This window comes from Gammaproteobacteria bacterium (assembly GCA_034522055.1).
Lineage (GTDB): Bacteria > Pseudomonadota > Gammaproteobacteria > JAABTG01 > JAABTG01 > JAABTG01.
This window is the reverse complement of record JAXHLS010000002.1, coordinates 1,915,565-1,932,585: the sequence shown is the minus strand read 5'-3', so window position 1 is coordinate 1,932,585 and position 17,021 is coordinate 1,915,565. Positions and strand designations below refer to the sequence as shown.

At 64.0% G+C, this 17,021-nt stretch carries 12 protein-coding genes and 3 pseudogenes; 7 read left to right on the top strand and 8 right to left on the bottom strand.

From position 1 onward, the window contains the following. Nucleotides 1-2 precede the first annotated feature (2 nt). The 4 genes and pseudogenes from U5S82_09355 to U5S82_09340 all read left to right on the top strand — a co-directional run bounded on the left by U5S82_09355 (nt 3) and on the right by U5S82_09340 (nt 5,815). Nucleotides 3-380, top strand: a complete 378-nt coding sequence (locus U5S82_09355; GenBank protein MDZ7751852.1) for a M48 family metallopeptidase — start codon at nt 3-5, stop codon at nt 378-380. A 65-nt stretch (nt 381-445) separates the two neighbouring features. After that, nucleotides 446-4,225 (top strand): anti-phage defense-associated sirtuin Dsr1, encoded by a 3,780-nt coding sequence (gene dsr1 / locus U5S82_09350; GenBank protein MDZ7751851.1) that lies wholly within the window; start codon nt 446-448, stop codon nt 4,223-4,225. Between the two features lie 772 nt (nt 4,226-4,997). Next, nucleotides 4,998-5,108 (top strand): annotated as a pseudogene (locus tag U5S82_09345) (antitoxin Xre/MbcA/ParS toxin-binding domain-containing protein). A gap of 50 nt (nt 5,109-5,158) precedes the next feature. Continuing rightward, the gene (locus U5S82_09340) at nt 5,159-5,815 is read left to right on the top strand and encodes an RES family NAD+ phosphorylase (protein MDZ7751850.1); all 657 of its coding nucleotides are present in this window, start codon (nt 5,159-5,161) and stop codon (nt 5,813-5,815) included. Nucleotides 5,816-5,895: 80 nt separating this feature from the next. Here U5S82_09340 and U5S82_09335 read toward each other — a convergent pair whose 3' ends face one another. The 7 genes and pseudogenes from U5S82_09335 to yidD all read right to left on the bottom strand — a co-directional run bounded on the left by U5S82_09335 (nt 5,896) and on the right by yidD (nt 11,803). Further along, nucleotides 5,896-6,849: an LbtU family siderophore porin gene (locus tag U5S82_09335; protein MDZ7751849.1), complete on the bottom strand. Its 954-nt coding sequence runs from the start codon at nt 6,847-6,849 to the stop codon at nt 5,896-5,898. Nucleotides 6,850-6,991: 142 nt separating this feature from the next. Further along, the gene (locus U5S82_09330; protein MDZ7751848.1) at nt 6,992-7,168 is read right to left on the bottom strand and encodes a hypothetical protein; all 177 of its coding nucleotides are present in this window, start codon (nt 7,166-7,168) and stop codon (nt 6,992-6,994) included. Nucleotides 7,169-7,170: 2 nt separating this feature from the next. Next, nucleotides 7,171-7,939, bottom strand: a pseudogene (istB, locus tag U5S82_09325) (IS21-like element helper ATPase IstB). After that, a pseudogene (gene istA / locus U5S82_09320) lies at nt 7,936-9,464 on the bottom strand (IS21 family transposase). The pseudogenes istB and istA overlap by 4 nt, the downstream one beginning before the upstream one ends. A 747-nt stretch (nt 9,465-10,211) precedes the next feature. Continuing rightward, nucleotides 10,212-10,502 carry a SlyX family protein gene (locus U5S82_09315; protein ID MDZ7751847.1) on the bottom strand — a complete coding sequence of 97 codons (291 nt, stop codon included), beginning with the start codon at nt 10,500-10,502 and terminating at the stop codon, nt 10,212-10,214. Between the two features lie 646 nt (nt 10,503-11,148). After that, nucleotides 11,149-11,556 (bottom strand): SufE family protein, encoded by a 408-nt coding sequence (locus tag U5S82_09310; GenBank protein ID MDZ7751846.1) that lies wholly within the window; start codon nt 11,554-11,556, stop codon nt 11,149-11,151. After that, a complete protein-coding gene (gene yidD, locus U5S82_09305) occupies nt 11,543-11,803 on the bottom strand; it encodes a membrane protein insertion efficiency factor YidD (GenBank protein ID MDZ7751845.1) in 261 nt (86 codons plus the stop codon). The genes U5S82_09310 and yidD overlap by 14 nt, the downstream gene beginning before the upstream one ends. A gap of 214 nt (nt 11,804-12,017) precedes the next feature. Here yidD and aroG point away from each other — a divergent pair, with 214 nt between their 5' ends. Next, entirely contained in the window at nt 12,018-13,094 is a 1,077-nt protein-coding gene (gene aroG / locus U5S82_09300; protein MDZ7751844.1) for a 3-deoxy-7-phosphoheptulonate synthase AroG, read from the top strand. 109 nt (nt 13,095-13,203) lie between these two features. After that, on the top strand, nt 13,204-14,385 hold the full coding sequence (gene sat, locus U5S82_09295) for a sulfate adenylyltransferase (GenBank protein MDZ7751843.1): 1,182 nt from the start codon (nt 13,204-13,206) through the stop codon (nt 14,383-14,385). Nucleotides 14,386-14,443: 58 nt separating this feature from the next. On the opposite strand, the gene ilvA is transcribed toward sat, so the two are convergent. Then, on the bottom strand, nt 14,444-15,967 hold the full coding sequence (gene ilvA / locus U5S82_09290) for a threonine ammonia-lyase, biosynthetic (protein ID MDZ7751842.1): 1,524 nt from the start codon (nt 15,965-15,967) through the stop codon (nt 14,444-14,446). 259 nt (nt 15,968-16,226) lie between these two features. Between ilvA and rpiA the strand changes: the two genes are divergently transcribed. Beyond that, a complete protein-coding gene (rpiA, locus tag U5S82_09285; protein ID MDZ7751841.1) occupies nt 16,227-16,883 on the top strand; it encodes a ribose-5-phosphate isomerase RpiA in 657 nt (218 codons plus the stop codon). The last annotated feature ends 138 nt before the right edge of the window (nt 16,884-17,021 follow it).

The window sequence follows — 17,021 nt, the reverse complement described above, 5'->3', positions numbered from 1 at the left end:
CGATGTCCGGCGACGCTCGCAAGGCCGAGTTCAAGACGCACGTCAGACGATGGGCGGCCAAGCTCAGCGTGAACGTCGCCAGCATCTACGTTCGACCCATGCGATCCAAGTGGGCGTCGTGCTCGTCGAATGGCGTGCTGAGTTTCAACGCCGAGCTGCTCGAGTTCGAGCCAACGGTCTGGGATTACATAATCGTCCATGAGCTGCTGCATTTCAACGTGCCGAACCATGGCAAGTTGTGGAAGAGCCTGATGCGCGCGCATGTCGGAGACTGGGAAGCCAGCGAGGCACTGCTTCGCCGCCATGAAAGCCTCGGGGAGGCCCCGAGAAGTACCGCCGGGGAGAACGGGCGCCGACCAACCAGTGTCGAGCGCAAGTGATGCACTATCGGCCCCGACCCCGGCAGTTCGATGCCTCGTGCACGTCTCGGAAGAGGCTTGCCTAAGTGCAGTTCGTTCGAAACGGTCCTGAAATACCTGAACGCCTTATGCAAGCGCACGAGGACGGCCGTGTGGTGTTCTTCTGCGGCGCAGGTATCTCTTACCCGGCTCGCCTGCCGAGCTTTTCAGGCCTGGTCGACAAGCTCTACACGAACCTTGCGGTCACGCCGACCGCAGTGCAGAAAGCGGCGATCAGGGCCGGACAATTCGACACCGCCGTCGGCTTGCTGGAAGCGGACATCGTCGGCGGACGCGAGACCGTGCGGAGGGCATTGACGGGCATCCTGACGCCCGACCTCAGCGCCAGGAATGCTACCGCAACTCACGAGGCATTGCTTATTCTTGGCAAGAGCCGCGAGGGTAGAACGCGGCTTATCACCACGAACTTCGATCGCCTCTTCGAGGAAGTGATTGCGGCGAAGGCGCTGACCATCGAGGGTTTTCAGGCCCCGCTGCTGCCAGTGCCGAAGAACCGCTGGGACGGCCTGGTCTATTTGCATGGCCTGCTCAGCGCCTCGCCGACGGCGAGCGACCTGGACCGGTTGGTCGTATCCAGCGGCGATTTCGGCCTCGCCTATCTGACGGAGCGCTGGGCGGCCCGCTTCGTCAGTGAGCTGTTCCGCAACTACACCGTATGTTTCGTCGGTTACAGCATCAACGACCCAGTGCTGCGCTACATGATGGACGCACTGGCCGCCGACCGTCTGCTTGGCGAGTCACCTCCTGAAATGTTCTCGTTTGGCAGCTACTCCAGGGGTAAGGAAGAGGAGCGGGCTAACGAATGGCATGCCAAGAACGTCACTCCCATCCTCTACCGGGAGCACAATCGCCACGCTTACCTGCACAAGACGTTGTGTGCCTGGGCAGAAACTTACCGGGACGGTGTGCGCGGCAAGGAGCGCATCGTGGTCGAGTCGGCTATGGCACGCCCGCTGGCGAGCACCCGGCAGGACGACTTCGTCGGCCGCCTGCTCTGGGCATTGAGCGATCCTGGCGGACTGCCGGCGAGGCGCTTTGCGGACTTGGACCCGGTTCCATCACTGGATTGGCTGGAACCCTTGAGCGAGGAACGCTACCGGCACGCTGATCTGGGCCGATTCGGCGTGCCTCCCAAACCGGCTGTGGATGACAAGCTCGCATTCAGCCTGACCCGCCGACCTTCGCCTTATCCCCTGGCGCCCTTGATGTGTGTCGTCGACGCCGGCTCCCGGGGCAGCCGATGGGATGAGGTGATGCGGCAATTGGCCCGCTGGCTTATCCGTCACCTCGACGACCCGGCGCTGCTCCTGTGGCTGGCCAAGCGTGGCGGTCAGCTGCATGAAGATATGGTCTGGTGGATTGAACGTCGCCTGGACGAGTTGGCCAAGCTCGAATGCGACGGCAACACGGCAGAGCTAGCACGTATTCGCGCGAACGCTCCGAAGGCCATCCCCGGCCCGCTGATGCGAACGTTGTGGCGGCTACTCCTGACCGGGCGGGTGAAATCGTGGTCGCGCGACCTCGATCTCTATCGTTGGCGCGACCGATTCAAGCGCGATGGCCTTACCACCACCCTGCGCCTTGAGCTGCGCGAGATGCTGACACCGCGCGTATCGTTTCGCGAGCCGTTCAACTGGCCAGCAGACGAAGGCGAAAGCCACGAGCCAGAGCGCATAAAGGATCTGGTTGACTGGGAGATCGTGCTATCGACGGATCACGTGCATTCCAGCCTACGCGATCTGCCCAAGGATGAACGCTGGACTGACGCATTGCCTGACCTGCTGTTTGACGTCAGTTCCTTGTTGCGCGACGCGCTCGACCTGATGCGAGAGCTCGGCAATGCCGATGACAGGAGCGATCATTCCTATGTGGATCAACCATCTATCAGCGAGCATCCACAGAACAGGGACTTCCACGACTGGACGGCCTTGATCGACCTGACACGGGACGCTTGGCTCACCACGGTGGCGCAGTCGCCGGCGCGGGCAGCGCTTGTGGCCGAATCCTGGTGTAACACGCCCTACCCGCTGTTCCGGCGTCTCGCCTTCTTTGCCGCCGCGCAGGGCGACGTGATACCTCTTCGCCGCGCACTCGACTGGCTGCTGGCCGACGACCACTGGTGGCTGTGGTCGGTGGAGACCGAACGGGAAGTCATGCGCCTACTGGTGGCGCTGGCAACGCGACTCGATGAAGCGATGCTCCTCGAGCTGGAGCGGGCCGTTCTCGCCGGCCCTCTCCGCGAGATGTTCAAGGACGACATCGAGCGCGAGCACTGGACCCGGATTGTGAACCGCGAGATATGGCGGCGGCTGGCGAAGTTGGCGGATACCGGCGCCATCCTCAGTGCGGCTGGTTCGGAGCGGCTGGCGCAGCTCTCGGATCAGTATCCGGAGTGGACGCTAGCTGCGGATCAGCGCGACGAGTTTCCTTTCTGGACGGGCGATGGCGACGAGTGGCGCAAGTTCGTCACGTCACCGCGTCGTCGGCGCGAGCTGGTGGAGTGGCTGAGGCAACCGCCCAGTGCAGATCACTGGCAGGAGGACGACTGGCGGCAGCGCTGCCGCGACAACTTTGCGACGACCGCTTGTGCGTTGTGCGCCTTGGCCAAGGAAGGTGTCTGGCCGACGGAGCGCTGGCGCGAGGCACTTCAGGCCTGGTCAGAGGAGAAACACCTGAAGCGGTCCTGGCGCTACATGGCGCCTATCCTTGTCGCTGCGCCTAACGCGGTACTGCAATCGCTCGCCCATGGCGTCAGTTGGTGGCTGAAAGCCATTTCCAAGACCTTCGAAGACCACGAAGCTCACTTTTTCACGCTGGGTCGCCGAATCCTTGCTCTGGATCTTCAAGACGGCGTCGACACCGACGAACCGGTTATGCGCGCCATCAATCATCCCGTGGGCCACGTCACCGAAGCGCTATTGCGCTGGTGGTATCGACGCTCATTGGAGGATAACCAAGGCTTGCCCGAAGAGCTCGAGCCTACATTCACCGTGCTTTGCAATAGTGAAATCGAGAAGTTTCGGCATGGTCGTGTGTTGTTGGCGGCGCATGTTATCGCGTTATTCCGAGTCGACCGGGATTGGGCGACGCAACGGCTGTTACCGCTTTTTGATTGGCAAAGCTCCCATGTTGAAGCGCGTGCTGCCTGGGAAGGCTTCCTATGGTCACCGCGGTTGTATCGCCCCTTGATGGAAATGCTCAAACCAGCCTTCCTCGATACCGCGCGGCATTACCGGAACTTGGGTGATCACGGCCGGCAATACGCATCGCTGCTGACATTTGCCGCCCTGGACCCAGGTGACACTTTCACCAATTCCGAACTGGCGGCCGCCACCCGCTCGTTGCCGCCGGATGGTTTGCACGATGCAGCGCAGGCTCTGGTGCGGGCACTCGAGGGCGCGGGTAACCAACGTACCGACTACTGGTCCAACCGCGTCGCCCCGTATCTGCATGCCATCTGGCCCAAATCCCGAGACAACGTTTCACCAGCCATCGCCGAAAGCCTTGGGCGCCTCTGCGTAGCGGCACAAGACGCGTTCCCTGCAGCATTGACGTTGCTACGCGCCTGGCTGCAACCACCGGCCCACCCGGACTACCTGGTGCATCGGCTTAATGAGGCCGGCCTTTGCGACAAGTTTCCGGCGCAGGCTCTGGACTTTCTGAGCTTGGTGATTGGCGACCAGACACAATGGCCGCCGCGGGACCTCGCCACTTGCCTCGAAGCGATCCGCACATCAGCGTCGGAACTGGATACCGATCAGCGCTATGGTTGGCTCGTGGAGTATTCGCGGCGGCACGTACAATGACATGCGGGGGAACAGATTCCTTGCCGCTAATGAATCTGAAGCTAAGGATCCTCCTCGATTGAATGCCAGCGGGACGATCAAAGAGAATTGCGCGAGACCCGCTTCGGAGGCTGGATCCTGGCCGTCTGCCAATGAAATTTTTTTCGGATCCATGGTACAAAGCCGGATCACTGCTGAAATTTCGCTATCTACACCAACCTATGCCAACCTACTGTTTCAATCCGCTTTTTGCTATCTGATCCGAAGGTCGCCTGCTCCAACCAAATCAACCACATACGAATTCCTATGCCTCTGAAAATCCCCGTGTCGGCAGTTCGATTCTGTCCCTGGCCACCAATAATTTCAGCCGCTTAGGAGTCTGATCGAAATTAACTTGCCATCTTTCGATCTGGCGACTACTACGGATAAGCTCGATGCGGCTATCAGAGTGACAGGCTAATTCTCGTCAGTGGCCTTACCTGGCACGCGTGCTCGAAGGCGAACACGTCGTACTCATCGGCGGCGAAGATGACCCAGCGTGAGCTCGACCATCCGTGCCAAAGGAATGGACGGTGGGGGTGTTGTGTCGGGCTTCAGCCCGACACCCAACGCTGGCGGGTGGTTCCGACCCGGCCTGTGGTATGCGCGGCGGGTTTGAATGTCGGGATGAATCCCGACCTACATCCGTGCCGTAGGAACGGGCGGTGGTGGTGCCTCTGTAGGTCGGGCTGTAGGAATGGACAGGGAGGGTGTTGTGTAGGTCGGGCTGTAGGTCGGGCTTCAGCCCGACACCCCACACGCGGCCGCGCCCTTCGGCGGGCGGCCTGCCCTGCAGCGCATGCTTGCCGGTCATGTGGCCGACCTTTACGTGGTGCGCCAGTACCTCGATGCCCAGCGCGGGTAGTCGTAAAGCCGCGGCTGTCGCGCATCACCTGGCGAGGGGCATGGCGGCTCGTGGCGAGTCGTTTTCCCCCGGTGGGGATCTTCGATCGTGTCGGCGACCCCGCCGATCTCGAGGCGGTCTTCCACATCGAGGGCCTGACCAACCCCCGGCTACGGCAGCAGGCGGGGGATCTGTCCGTGGTGCCGCCGGAGGACCGGGTTTCGGGCCCGGGCACCACACCCATAATGGCCGCGTTTACCCACCTCAATCCGGATGGCAGCCGTTTCACCGACGGGTCGTATGGCGTTTATTACGCGGCGCGCTCCATCCATACGGCCATCGCCGAGACGCGGTTTCACAGGGCGCGGTTTCTGGCGATGACGAACGAGCCACCCATCGAGATCGATATGCGGGCCTATGCCTGTGATATCGATTCCGAGCTGCACGATATCCGTGGCGGCCAGGACACCTGGCCGGCGGTGTACGACCCGGACCCGGCCAGGTACGGGGCCGCCCAGGCCCTGTCCCGGGAACTGCGGGCCCACGGCTCGAACGGGATCGTCTACGACAGTGTCCGTGAACCGGGCAGGCAATGCGTGGCCGTGTTCCGCCGGCCGGTGCTCTCCCCGGTCATCCAGGGGCCGCATTTCTGTTATGTCTGGGACAGGCGCGCCATTACCGAAGTGTATGAGAAGCCCAGCTATGACCCGGTTGGGGCAGGCGTTTGAGGATGGCCCACTCCAGGCCGGGCGGGCTCGGCCGGTGGCCGCAAGGCGATGGCGAGCAGCCCAGGGCAACCACCGGCGCTTCAGAACTCCACCGCCACCTGGGCCGTGACGGTATCGGCGTCGTCGTCGCTGCGACCGTAGTCCTCGTCATGGGCCCACTCGAAGGACAGCATGGTGTTTTCCAGCACCCACACCGACAGGGTCGCCAGGTAGCGCCGCCGGGGCAGTTCCAGGGCCACGGCGTCCCGGGTGCCCTGGACGCCGAGGGCGAAGGTGGCGTCCCGCCCGGTGAGGAGGAAGGCCGCTCCGGCCTCCACGTTCCAGGCCTCGGGCTTCAACCGTCCCGAGCCATCCATGAGTTCGTTGGCCCGGAAGCGCTCGGTGGCGGCCAGGTACTCGCCGATGAGGGTGAAGCGACCGCTGGTGAGCGCGGCAATGGCGAACCAGCCATGGACGTCGTCGCGACGCCCATCGAGGGTCGCGGCCCGCCCGGAGCCGATAGCGGCGAGGCTGGCATCGATGGTGTCCTGGAGGGCATCGGAATCCCCCAGATCATCGATGAAGCCGATGTTGGCGGCGAGGCCGAGGCCCTCCCCTTCGGTGGCATAGCCGAGGACGGCACCCCAGTTGTCGATGTCCTGGTCCCCGCCCGGATCGTTCTCGCCGTTGAACAGGTAGACACCACCTGAGAACTCTTTCTTCGCGGCACCCAGCATCACGGCGGATTCCCGCGTCTCGCCCAACTCCAGGGTCAGGGGGTCCGACACCATGTGGCTGTCGAAGATCCCGAAGGGCAGATAGAACTGGCCGCCCGTGAGCGCCCAGCGCCCGTCGGGGGCGGCGATGGTGATGGTGCCTACGTCCACCTCCAGATCGGTGTCATCCTCTTCGTGGAGGAACAGGATATCGGCCCGCGTCCAGTCGTTGATGCGGGCGCCGATGCCGAGTTCCATGGTGGCCAGCACGATGTCGCTCTCGTCGTCGCCGCTGTAGGGATCCGTCCAGCCGGCCTCCACCTCCACCAGGCCGCCCACCTCCTGTTAGCGGCTGAGTAAATCCGCGCATAAATGGCGAAGGTCGCAGTCGCAGGTTCAGGCGGCGTGACTCGGCCTCAGCGCGGATAGGTCGCCTCGACTCAAGCCAGGTCACGCCGCCGATTTGGGTTTAAGGGTCGGCTCAGAAGATCAAGTCATCGTCGTCGACTTCAAAGGTCGTTATGCGGTCTTGTTGCATGAGTTCGACCAGCTGCCGATCGTATCGGCTCCAGATGGCATCGCGAAGTTCGTCGATAAAGTCATAGACTGCCAATGCCTGCTCTGGTGTCCAGTCGTCCGGTATCGGGGGATGGGTCATGGTTAGGCTCCTTTGTTGGATTTGGCGGCGGCTCGGCGCCGCTGTGCCTGTTGCTGCTGTCGCTCCTTGGCCTCCTTGAGCCGGTAGGATTCGCCTTCGATGGTGAGGATCCTCTGAGCGGTGTACCAGCCGGTCCACGAGGGAGACCACGCAGGAGGCGTTGGGAAAGACTTCACCCCATTCGGCGAAGGGCCGATTGGTGGTGACCAGGGTGGATTTCTCCTCGTAGCGGCGGGAGACGATCTCGAACAGCAGATCGGCATGGCGATTGGAGTAGGCGAGATACCCCACCTCGTCGACCGCTAGCAGTTGAGGGCGGGCGTAGCGGGCGAGGCGCCGCTTGAGGGCGCTGTCGCCATCCTGGGCGGCCAAGTCATTGAGCATCTGGCCGACGCTGGTAAAGAGGACGCTGTGGCCGGCCAGCACCGCTTGATGGGCGATGTTGCGGGCCAGGGTGGATTTGCCGACCCCGTTGGGTCCCACCAGGATGATATTGACCGCCTCGGTGAGGAAGTCGAGGCGCATCAGCTCACTGACCAGTTCCCGGTCGCAGCGGCTGGGCCAGCCCCAGTCGAAGTCGGCCAGGGGTTTGAAGCGGCCCAGCCGCGCCCCTTTCATGCGCCGCTCGAGGCTGCGGTGGGCGCGTTCCTCCTCTTCCCACTGGATCAGGGACTCGACCCAGCCAGCGTCGGCGCTCTCCTCCCAATGGCTCAGCAGGCCATGGAGCTTGAGGGCCGTGGCCCGTTCTTTCAGGGATGCGTTAGGGATCATTGGGGCTCCTCCTGGGCGTCGTCTTCGGTTTCGGGCGGGGTGGACTGCAAGGCGTCGTAGCCGCCCAGATCATGGGTGCGTACCACCAGCCCCCTGGCGCGCGCGTGGTCGATGCGCACCCCCACCCGGGGCGGCTGGTTTCTCGCCTCGCGCCTACGCTGCAGGGCGATGCGCACGCCATTGGGGTGAGCCACCCCGTGGGCCAGGCTCTCCTGGATGGCCGCCTCCAGCTCGGGGGCGCCGTAGGCATCGAGGAGGCGCAGCAGGGCTGCGGTGATGGCGCCGAGGTTGTCGCCGCGCTCGGCGGCCTGGACAGCCAATTGCCGGCTGGCCGGTGCGGCTTGGGCCAGGTGGTCCTGGCCGCGATGATGCCGGGCCTGGCGTTTGATCTGGACCAGTGCCTCGATGTGTTCCGGCTGTTCGATCTGCCGGCCCTTGTCGTAGCTGCGCGGGTGGCGGGCGATGACGTCTCCGCCGTCGAGGATCCGCACCTCGGTGGGTGAGGCCGAGACGGTGAGGGTGCGGCGCACATGGGTGTGGGGCACGCTGTAGTCGTTGCCCTCGAAGCGCGCGTAAGGGGTCTTGCCGATGTGGACCTCGACCCGCTCGTCGGTGGGATAGGGGTTATCGGGCAGCGCCAGCAGGGGCTCCTGCTCGAAGGCCTGGCGCACCGAGAGGGCACGGTCCTCCGGGCAGGGCCGGTCCATGGCCCAGCCGTTGCACCAGGCCTCGGCCTGGGCGTTGAGATCATCGATGTCGGTCCATTGGCGGGCCGGCCAGAAATTATCGCGTATCGTGCGGATGGCGCGCTCCACCCGCCCCTTCTCGTTGCCCCGGGCCACCGCCACCGGACGGGGCTCAAAGCGGTAGTGGGCGGCGAACTCGAGCAAGGTGGGATGGAAGCGGATGGCCTCACCCTGGCGCTCCAGCACGGCGCTTTTCAGGTTGTCGTAGAGCAGGACCTTGGGCAGGCCGTTCGAGGCAGTGAAGGCCGCCTCGTGGCCCCGCAGGAAGTTGGCCATCTTGGCACCGAGGAAGAAGCGCAAAAAATGCGCCGGGAGTAGCTGAGCACCATGACAAAGGCCATCAGGGCATGGGTTGCGCGGCCGATGGTGAGCTTGCCGAAATGGCCCCAGTCGATCTGTCCCTGTTCGCCGGGCAGGGTCTTCAGGCGCAGAAAGGCCTCGGGCTGGGGGCGTGGCCGGTAACAGGCGAGCTGGTGGCGGAAGTGGTCGGGGCCACCGGGGTAGCCCCGTTCACGCACCATGCCGTAGAGGCGGCTGGCGGTGAGCCTGGGGAACTGGGCCAGGGTGTCGGTGATGAACGGCAGATAAGGATCGATCATCGACGGCTGCGCAGCCCGCTCGACCTTCGGCATGCCGGCCTGGGAGAGCACCCGATTGACGACGTTGTGGTGCACGCCCAACTGACTGGCAATGGTGCCCACCCGCCACTTCTCGACGTAGTGATAGCGCAGGATCTGCGCCTCTTGTTCTTTGCTGATGGCCAATGCGTTTCTCCTCATCTCGTGGCCGGGCGGCTCAAGGGGGCTGAGCCCGGGCGCCCGGCGGCCCCTGTCGGGTGAGTGTTCCGAGCGCAGCGGCGGCGGTGGTGCGATGAAGCGGGCCGGTACGCAGGAAGGGCCCGCACTCACGGCCGCAGAAGTGGCAGCGAATGGACGCCATCATCGGCGCGCCATCCGTACCGCGGCGGCCAGCCGGCCTCGCCGGAACGGGGGATAGTGGATCATGAGGGGACGGGGCCGGGGAACCCTGATGCGTCACTTTCTGCCTTCTCGCCCGGTAGCGGCGTTGCCGCTCGGCATGCTTGTGCCGGCCATTGCGGCTCTGCTGGTAGCGCCAGCCGGCGGCCCGCAGAGACGCGCTTCGTGCCACCTGCGCACACCCTTCAGGGCAATAGATGTTGCCGCGGTCACAGCGGCTGCAGATCATCACCTGCCGGTGACAGCGAGCGCAGTTGTACAGGCGTGCAGAGTTCTCCATCGGCGACCCAGGCCGATGAGGACTTGATTGTCAGGGGAAAACGAGAAATAGTGTGCGGGCTCGTGCTCTGCACGGCCCGGGGTGCGATACCGGGGTCGACGGCCAAGTCAATTACACCCGGTATCGCACCTGTCTCAACGGCCCCTCTTCATCTACCCGATTCCGGCACTCCTGTCACCGGTTGCTCGCGGCCGCCCGCCAGCCGGTTCAGCGACTGGTTGGCCTACCAATCAATCCTTCGCCAGATATGCGCGGGTTTTTACAGCCATCTACACCTCCACGCCCTGGAACCAGCCACCATCCGTGTCGCCCGCGTCGAGCCGTTCCTCCACCCGCTCCCAGCGCGGTGCCAACTTGTCCTGCTGGCGCTTGAGTTCGGCGATGGTCCGATCCTTCTGGCGGATGGTCTCGTCCTGGTCGTTGACGCGGTTCTCCAGGTAGCGCAGGCGCTGCTCCAGACGTTCCATGCGCTCCTCCATGGTCATATCGGCCAACCCGGGACCGGCCCACACGCAGGTACAGACGGCCGCCATGGCGATGGCCAGAGTCTTTACATCCATATATCCCCCTGAAGTATGATAATTATATTATTTGTGAGTTAACGCGAATGATCGCTGTTACTGATATTGTGGTCAAGGGTTGTCACCGGGGTACATGAACAAGCTGCAACAGTAACGATACTCATGCTTATTACGCTTCGCAATGCAATGCTGCTTTCTTGCGCGAACTTTAACTCCGTCCTGTTTCCTCTCCGCACTTCCTGATCGTTGGCACGGCCGTTTTCAGGCCCGCCGATTGCCATGCAAAAGCAGGTGCATAGGTCCGTCTCCTAAATCCGTGTGGCCGCTTTGCTGGCCGCTTGGCGGCTTCTCGCGGGTTGTAACCGGATTAAACAGAGAATAATGGATGGACTAATGCGGGGGCGTGCGGCTACGCTGAATCGGAGGGAAACGGATGGGGCGAAGTTGAGCGACCGGGAGGTCGATCATCTCTCGTCACGGGGCCGGCCGGGGCGCTTGGTACAACCCTGCCTGAGGCGGCGTCTGCTCTGCCGCGGGCTCGGTGCCTCATGCTGGCACCCGTCGGCTGCCGGGGGCAGCGGACCTATGCGTTCTTGGTGCCTCGTGCTGCGGCTACGGCGACGCGTCCCAAGTTTTCGCGCCTTTCGCGTCCTTCGTATTCAACCATTGGTTGTAAAAAGCGCTTTCACTGCCCCGCCAGGGACTTGATGCGCTCGACCATGCTGTGGAGGCCATTCTGGCGGGTGGGGGAGAGGTGCTCCACCAGGCCGATGCGCTCGAACAGGTCCCGGATGTCCAATTGTTCCACCTCCTTGCGGGTCCGGCCCTGATAGAGTTCCCGCAGCAGGGCGGCGATACCCTTGGTGATGTGGGCATCGCTGTCCGCCTCCAGATGGAGACGGGACGGCGAGCCGTCGTCGAAGCCCCCCTTGAGCCATACGTTGCTCATGCAGCCCTCCACGCGATTGGCCTCATTGCGATCGGCCGGGTCCAGGGCGGGCAGTTGACGGCCGAGATCGATGAGGTAACGGTAGCGCTCCTCCCAGTCCCCCAGCAGCTCGAAGTTTTCCAGGAGTTCCTCAGTGGTGGTCATGGCCATCGCTCCCGCACGCGTGTTGGTGATCTTCCCCTTTCGGCACCGGATCGTAACCGCTGGTTCCCCAGGGATGGCACCGCATCAGGCGCGCGAGGGCCAGACGCCCCCCCTTCCAGGCGCCGAAGCGCTCCACGGCTTCCAGAGCGTAGTTCGAACAGGTGGGAATATGCCGGCAATGGGGGCCGATTAGCGGTGAAATCACCAGCTGGTAGCCGCGCAACAGCAACCTGATGAGGCGCGCCATGGGCCCTTTAGCCGTGCTCGCCGAGGTCATAGACGCATCCCGGGCCCATATTCGAAGGCATGAATATCCCTGGCGCGCTGGATTGACACCGAAACGCGCCACCGCCGCATGTAGGGGCTACACTTATCCCCCCATACAGAGCCACTATTCGCGCGGGTGCAAATTCGCATTATAATATAAGGTTCTTTAATCAAAAGGCTTCCGGGGCACCAGCGTGGTCACAACCTACCACACCGATGATGTTCGCATCGCCGATATAAAGGAGGTCATACCTCCCGACCAGGTGCACGCCGATTTTCCCATAACGGAAACTGCGGCGCGCACGGTATTGGAAACACGGCAAGCCATCCATAACCTCATCCACGGCCACGACGACCGCCTGTTGGTGGTGGTGGGCCCCTGTTCGATTCACGACTCCGTAGCGGCACGGGAATACGCGGCGCGCCTGCGGCCAGTGAAGGAACGCCTGGCCGCGGATCTCCTCGTCGTGATGCGGGTGTATTTCGAGAAACCCCGCACCACGGTGGGCTGGAAGGGCCTCATCAACGATCCCGACCTGGACCGCAGCTTCCATATCAACAAGGGCCTGCGTCTCGCCCGCAGCCTGTTGCTCGACCTCAACGAATCCGGCGTACCGGCGGCGACGGAATACCTCGACCTCGTCACGCCCCAATATTTCTCGGACCTCATCAGTTGGGGCGCCATCGGGGCGCGCACCACGGAGAGCCAGGTACACCGGGAGCTGGCATCCGGCCTGTCGTGCCCGGTGGGCTTCAAGAACGGCACCGACGGCACCCTGCGCATCGCCATCGACGCCATTCGCTCGGCCTCCAACCCCCATCATTTTCTGTCCCTCACCAAAGCGGGTAAGTCTGCCATCTTCTCTACCCGCGGCAACGACGACTGTCACATCATTTTGCGCGGCGGGCGCGAACCGAATTACGACAGCACCGCCGTGCAGCAGGCAGCCCACTCTCTGGAGCAGGCTGCCCTGGCCCCCAGAATCATGATCGACTTCAGTCACGCCAACAGCCGCAAAGAGTATCAGCGACAGGTGGAGGTGGGCAGAGACGTGGCGGCCCAACTGGCCGCCGGCGAGCAACGCATCATCGGCACCATGGTGGAGAGCCACCTGGTGGCCGGACGCCAGGACATCGTACCCGGGCAGACTCCGGTGTTCGGTCAGAGCATCACCGATGCCTGCATCGGCTGGGAGGATAGCGAGGCCCTCCTGGAGGAACTCGCCGGCGCCGTGCGGGCCCGCCGGGACAAGATTCCATCGCGAGGCTGACGGCCCCGCCGGATCCGGGGCCCCGCGATAACGGCTTTTCATTCACGGCCGCCGTGCGCGGCGCCATCGGGCATCTTTGCGATTCGCAAACCAGAAAAGGAGACAACGCATGATAAAACCCCACGGGTCTGAGGCCCTGAACCCGCTGTTCGTATACGACTCCAAGGAGCACCACGAACTCACCCACGAGGCGGAGAACCTGCCCTCCATGATGCTGACCTCGGCGGCTGCGGCCAATGCGGTGATGCTGGGCGGCGGCTACTTCAACCCCCTGACGGGCTATATGAACCTGGCCGACGCCATCTCGGTGGCGGAGAACATGAAGACCACCGACGGCCTGTTCTGGCCCACCCCCGTGCTCAACCTAACGGATGACGTCACCGCCATCCAGGGCCACCGGCGCATCTCCCTCAAGGACCCCAACGTCGAGGGTCATCCCATCCTCGCGGTGATGGACGTCGCGGACATCGAAGAGGCCTCCGACGACGAGCTGAACCTCATCGCCGAGAAGACCTTCGGCACCCTGGACAGCGAGCATCCCGGTGTCGCCGCCTTCATGGCCCAGGGCCGCTACGTGGTCTCGGGTACCATCCGGGTGCTGAGCTTCTCCTACTTCCAGCAGGACTTCCCCGACACCTTCCGCACCGCGGTGGAGATCAGGAACGAGATCGCGGAGCGTGGCTGGAAGAAGATCGTCGCCTTTCAGACCCGCAACCCCATGCACCTGGCCCACGAGGAGCTGTGTCACATGGCGATGGCGCGCACCGGCGCCGACGGCCTCGTGATCCACATGCTGCTGGGCAAGCTCAAGTCCGGCGATATCCCCGCCCCCGTGCGCGACGCCGCCATCCGCAAGATGGTGGAACTCTACTTTCCGCCCAACAGCGCCATGGTCACGGGCTACGGCTTCGACATGCTCTACGCGGGCCCCCGCGAGGCGGTGCTGCACGCCGTGTTCCGCCAGAACATGGGCGCCACCCATTTCATCATCGGCCGCGACCACGCCGGCGTCGGCGACTACTACGGCGCCTTCGAGGCCCAGGAGATCTTCGACACCATCCCCGCCGGCACCCTGGAGATCGAGATCTTCAAGGCCGACCACACCGCCTGGTCCAAGAAGCTCAACAAGGTGGTGATGATGAGTGAGGCGCCGGACCACACTAAAGATGACTTCGTGCTCCTGTCCGGCACCAAGGTGCGCGAGATGCTGGGCAACGGCGAAGCCCCGCCGGCGGAGTTCTCCCGCCCCGAGGTGGCAAAGATCCTCATCGATTACTACCAGAGCAAGTAATCGGCCCGGCACCGATGCGCGAGCCCCGGATGGCGACATCCGGGGCTTTTTTGTGCCTTCAGCCGCGGGCCTTGAGGAAGGCGAGATAGGCCGGGTTGTCCGTCTCCTCGGCATAGGCATAGCCCAATTCGTCGAGAAAGGCCTGGAACTCTGCCTTGGCGGCGGCGGGGATCTGCAGGCCCGCCAGCACGCGGCCGTAGTCGGCACCCAGGTTGCGGTAGTGGAACAGGCTGATATTCCAGCGCTGGCCCAGGTTGGTGAGGAAACGCAGCAGGGCCCCCGGGCGTTCGGGGAACTCGAAGCGATACACCACCTCGTCCGTCACCTGCTCCGAGCGCCCCCCCACCATGTAGCGCACATGCAGCTTGGCCAGCTCGTTGTCCGACAGGTCATCCACCCGGTAGCCCTTCTCCTGCAGATGGCCGACGAGGCGCCCCTTGTCCGCCACTCCTTCCCGCAGCGCCACCCCCACGAACACCGTGGCGTCGCTATCGGTGGCGTAGCGGTAGTTGAATTCGGTGATGGCACGGGGGCCGATGGCGTGGCAGAAGGCCCGAAAGCTGCCCGGCTGCTCGGGGATGGTAACCGCCAACAGGGCCTCGCTTTGGTCGCCGGTGGCGGTACGTTCGGCCACGTAACGCAGGCGATCGAAGTTCATGTTGGCACCGCTGTCCACCGCCACCAGGTTCCGGCCCTCGATGTGGTGCTCGGCCACGTACTTCTTGAGCCCCGCCACGGCGATGGCCCCCGCGGGCTCGGCGATGGAGCGGGTGTCGTCGAAGATGTCCTTGATGGCGGCACAGATCTCGTCGCCGGACACCAGCACTACCTGGTCCACCGTGTCCCGGCACACCCGGAAGGGCTCGAAGCCCGCCTGGCGCACCGCCACGCCGTCGGCGAACAGCCCCACGGAGTCCAGGCGCACCCGCTCCCCCGCCGCCAGGGCGTGATGCATCGAAGGGGCATCATCCGGCTCCACGCCGATGATCTTCACCTCGGGCCAGAAGGTCTTCACATACACGGCGATACCCGCCAGCAACCCACCCCCCCCCACGGGCACGAAGATGGCGTGCAGGGGCCGGGTGTGCTGGCGCATGATCTCCATGCCCACGGTGCCCTGGCCGGCGATGACGTCCACATCGTCGTAGGGCGGGATGATGACCAGGCCCTCCCGTTCCGCCAGTTCCATGGCGTGGTCGAAGGCCTCATCGTAGGCATTGCCCGCAAGCACGATCTCGCCACCGAGGCGGCGCACCGCCTCCACCTTGATGGTGGGGGTGGTCTTGGGCATGACGATCACGGCCCGGATGCCGAGGCGCGCCCCGGCCAGGGCCACCCCCTGGGCGTGGTTGCCGGCGGAGGCGGCGATGACGCCGCGGGCCAGCTCCTCTTCGCTGAGCTGGACGATCTTGTTGTAGGCCCCCCGGATCTTGAACGAGAACACGGGCTGCAGATCCTCGCGCTTGAGGTAAATGCGGTTGCCGTGACGCGCGGACAGCAGGGGCGCAAAATCCAGGGGGGTCTCCCGCGCCACTTCGTAGACCCGCGCCTTGAGGATCTTCTGGATGTAATTAACGGGCACTGTCGGCGGGACGGGGACTGATTCTATAATCGGGTTTTTCCATTATGCACCAGGGGCTGACTCGAACGGGTGATTCATCGCGGGGCGGGCGGGGCCGGCAGGGCGACGATGCCCCAACCAGCGGCCCCCATGGTCCGCGCTTGAACCATTCTGGTCCTTCGCGCCGGGGTTGACCATGGGCGGCTCCCATGGGGACCCACCCACACCCGCCCGCAGGATGCCACCGGGGGCGTAAATATCAACCATCAGGAGCAAATCCATGTCATCAGACGACAACAAGAAGGCCGCAGCCCAGGCCGCCCTGCAACACGTCATACCGGGATCCATCGTCGGTATCGGCACCGGCAGCACCGCCAATCATTTCATCGATCTGCTGGCGGGCATCAAGCACAAGATCGACGGCGCGGTGGCCAGCTCCGAGGCCTCGGCCGAGCGCCTGCGGGGCCACGGCATCCAGGTACTGGACCTCAACAGCGTCGACGATCTGCCCCTCTACGTGGACGGTGCCGACGAGTCGAACCACAACCTGCAGCTCATCAAGGGCGGCGGCGGTGCCCTGACCCGGGAGAAGATCGTGGCCGCGGTGGCCGACAAGTTCGTGTGCATCGCCGACGGCTCCAAGCTGGTGGATGTCCTGGGGGCCTTTCCCCTGCCGGTGGAGGTGGTCCCCATGGCCCGCAGCTACGTGGCCCGGCAGATCGTGGGCCTGGGCGGCAACCCCATGTGGCGCGACGGCTTCGTCACCGACAACGGCAACCTCATCCTGGACGTGCACAACCTGGAGATCATGGAGGCCGCCGGCATGGAGGAGCGGCTGAACAACATCACCGGCGTGGTCACCAACGGCCTGTTCGCCCGGCGCCCGGCGGATGTGCTCATCCTCGGCACCGACGACGGTGTCAAGGTCATGGAATAGCCCCGTGGGTTCCTCCCGGCGGACCCCAGATGAACCTGTTCTGACCCTGCCCGGGACGGCGCCCCCTCGCCGCCATCCGGGCGCGCACCGGGCGGAATAAAAGTCCATCCCCGGCGGTCTACTGTACTTACCGCGTTT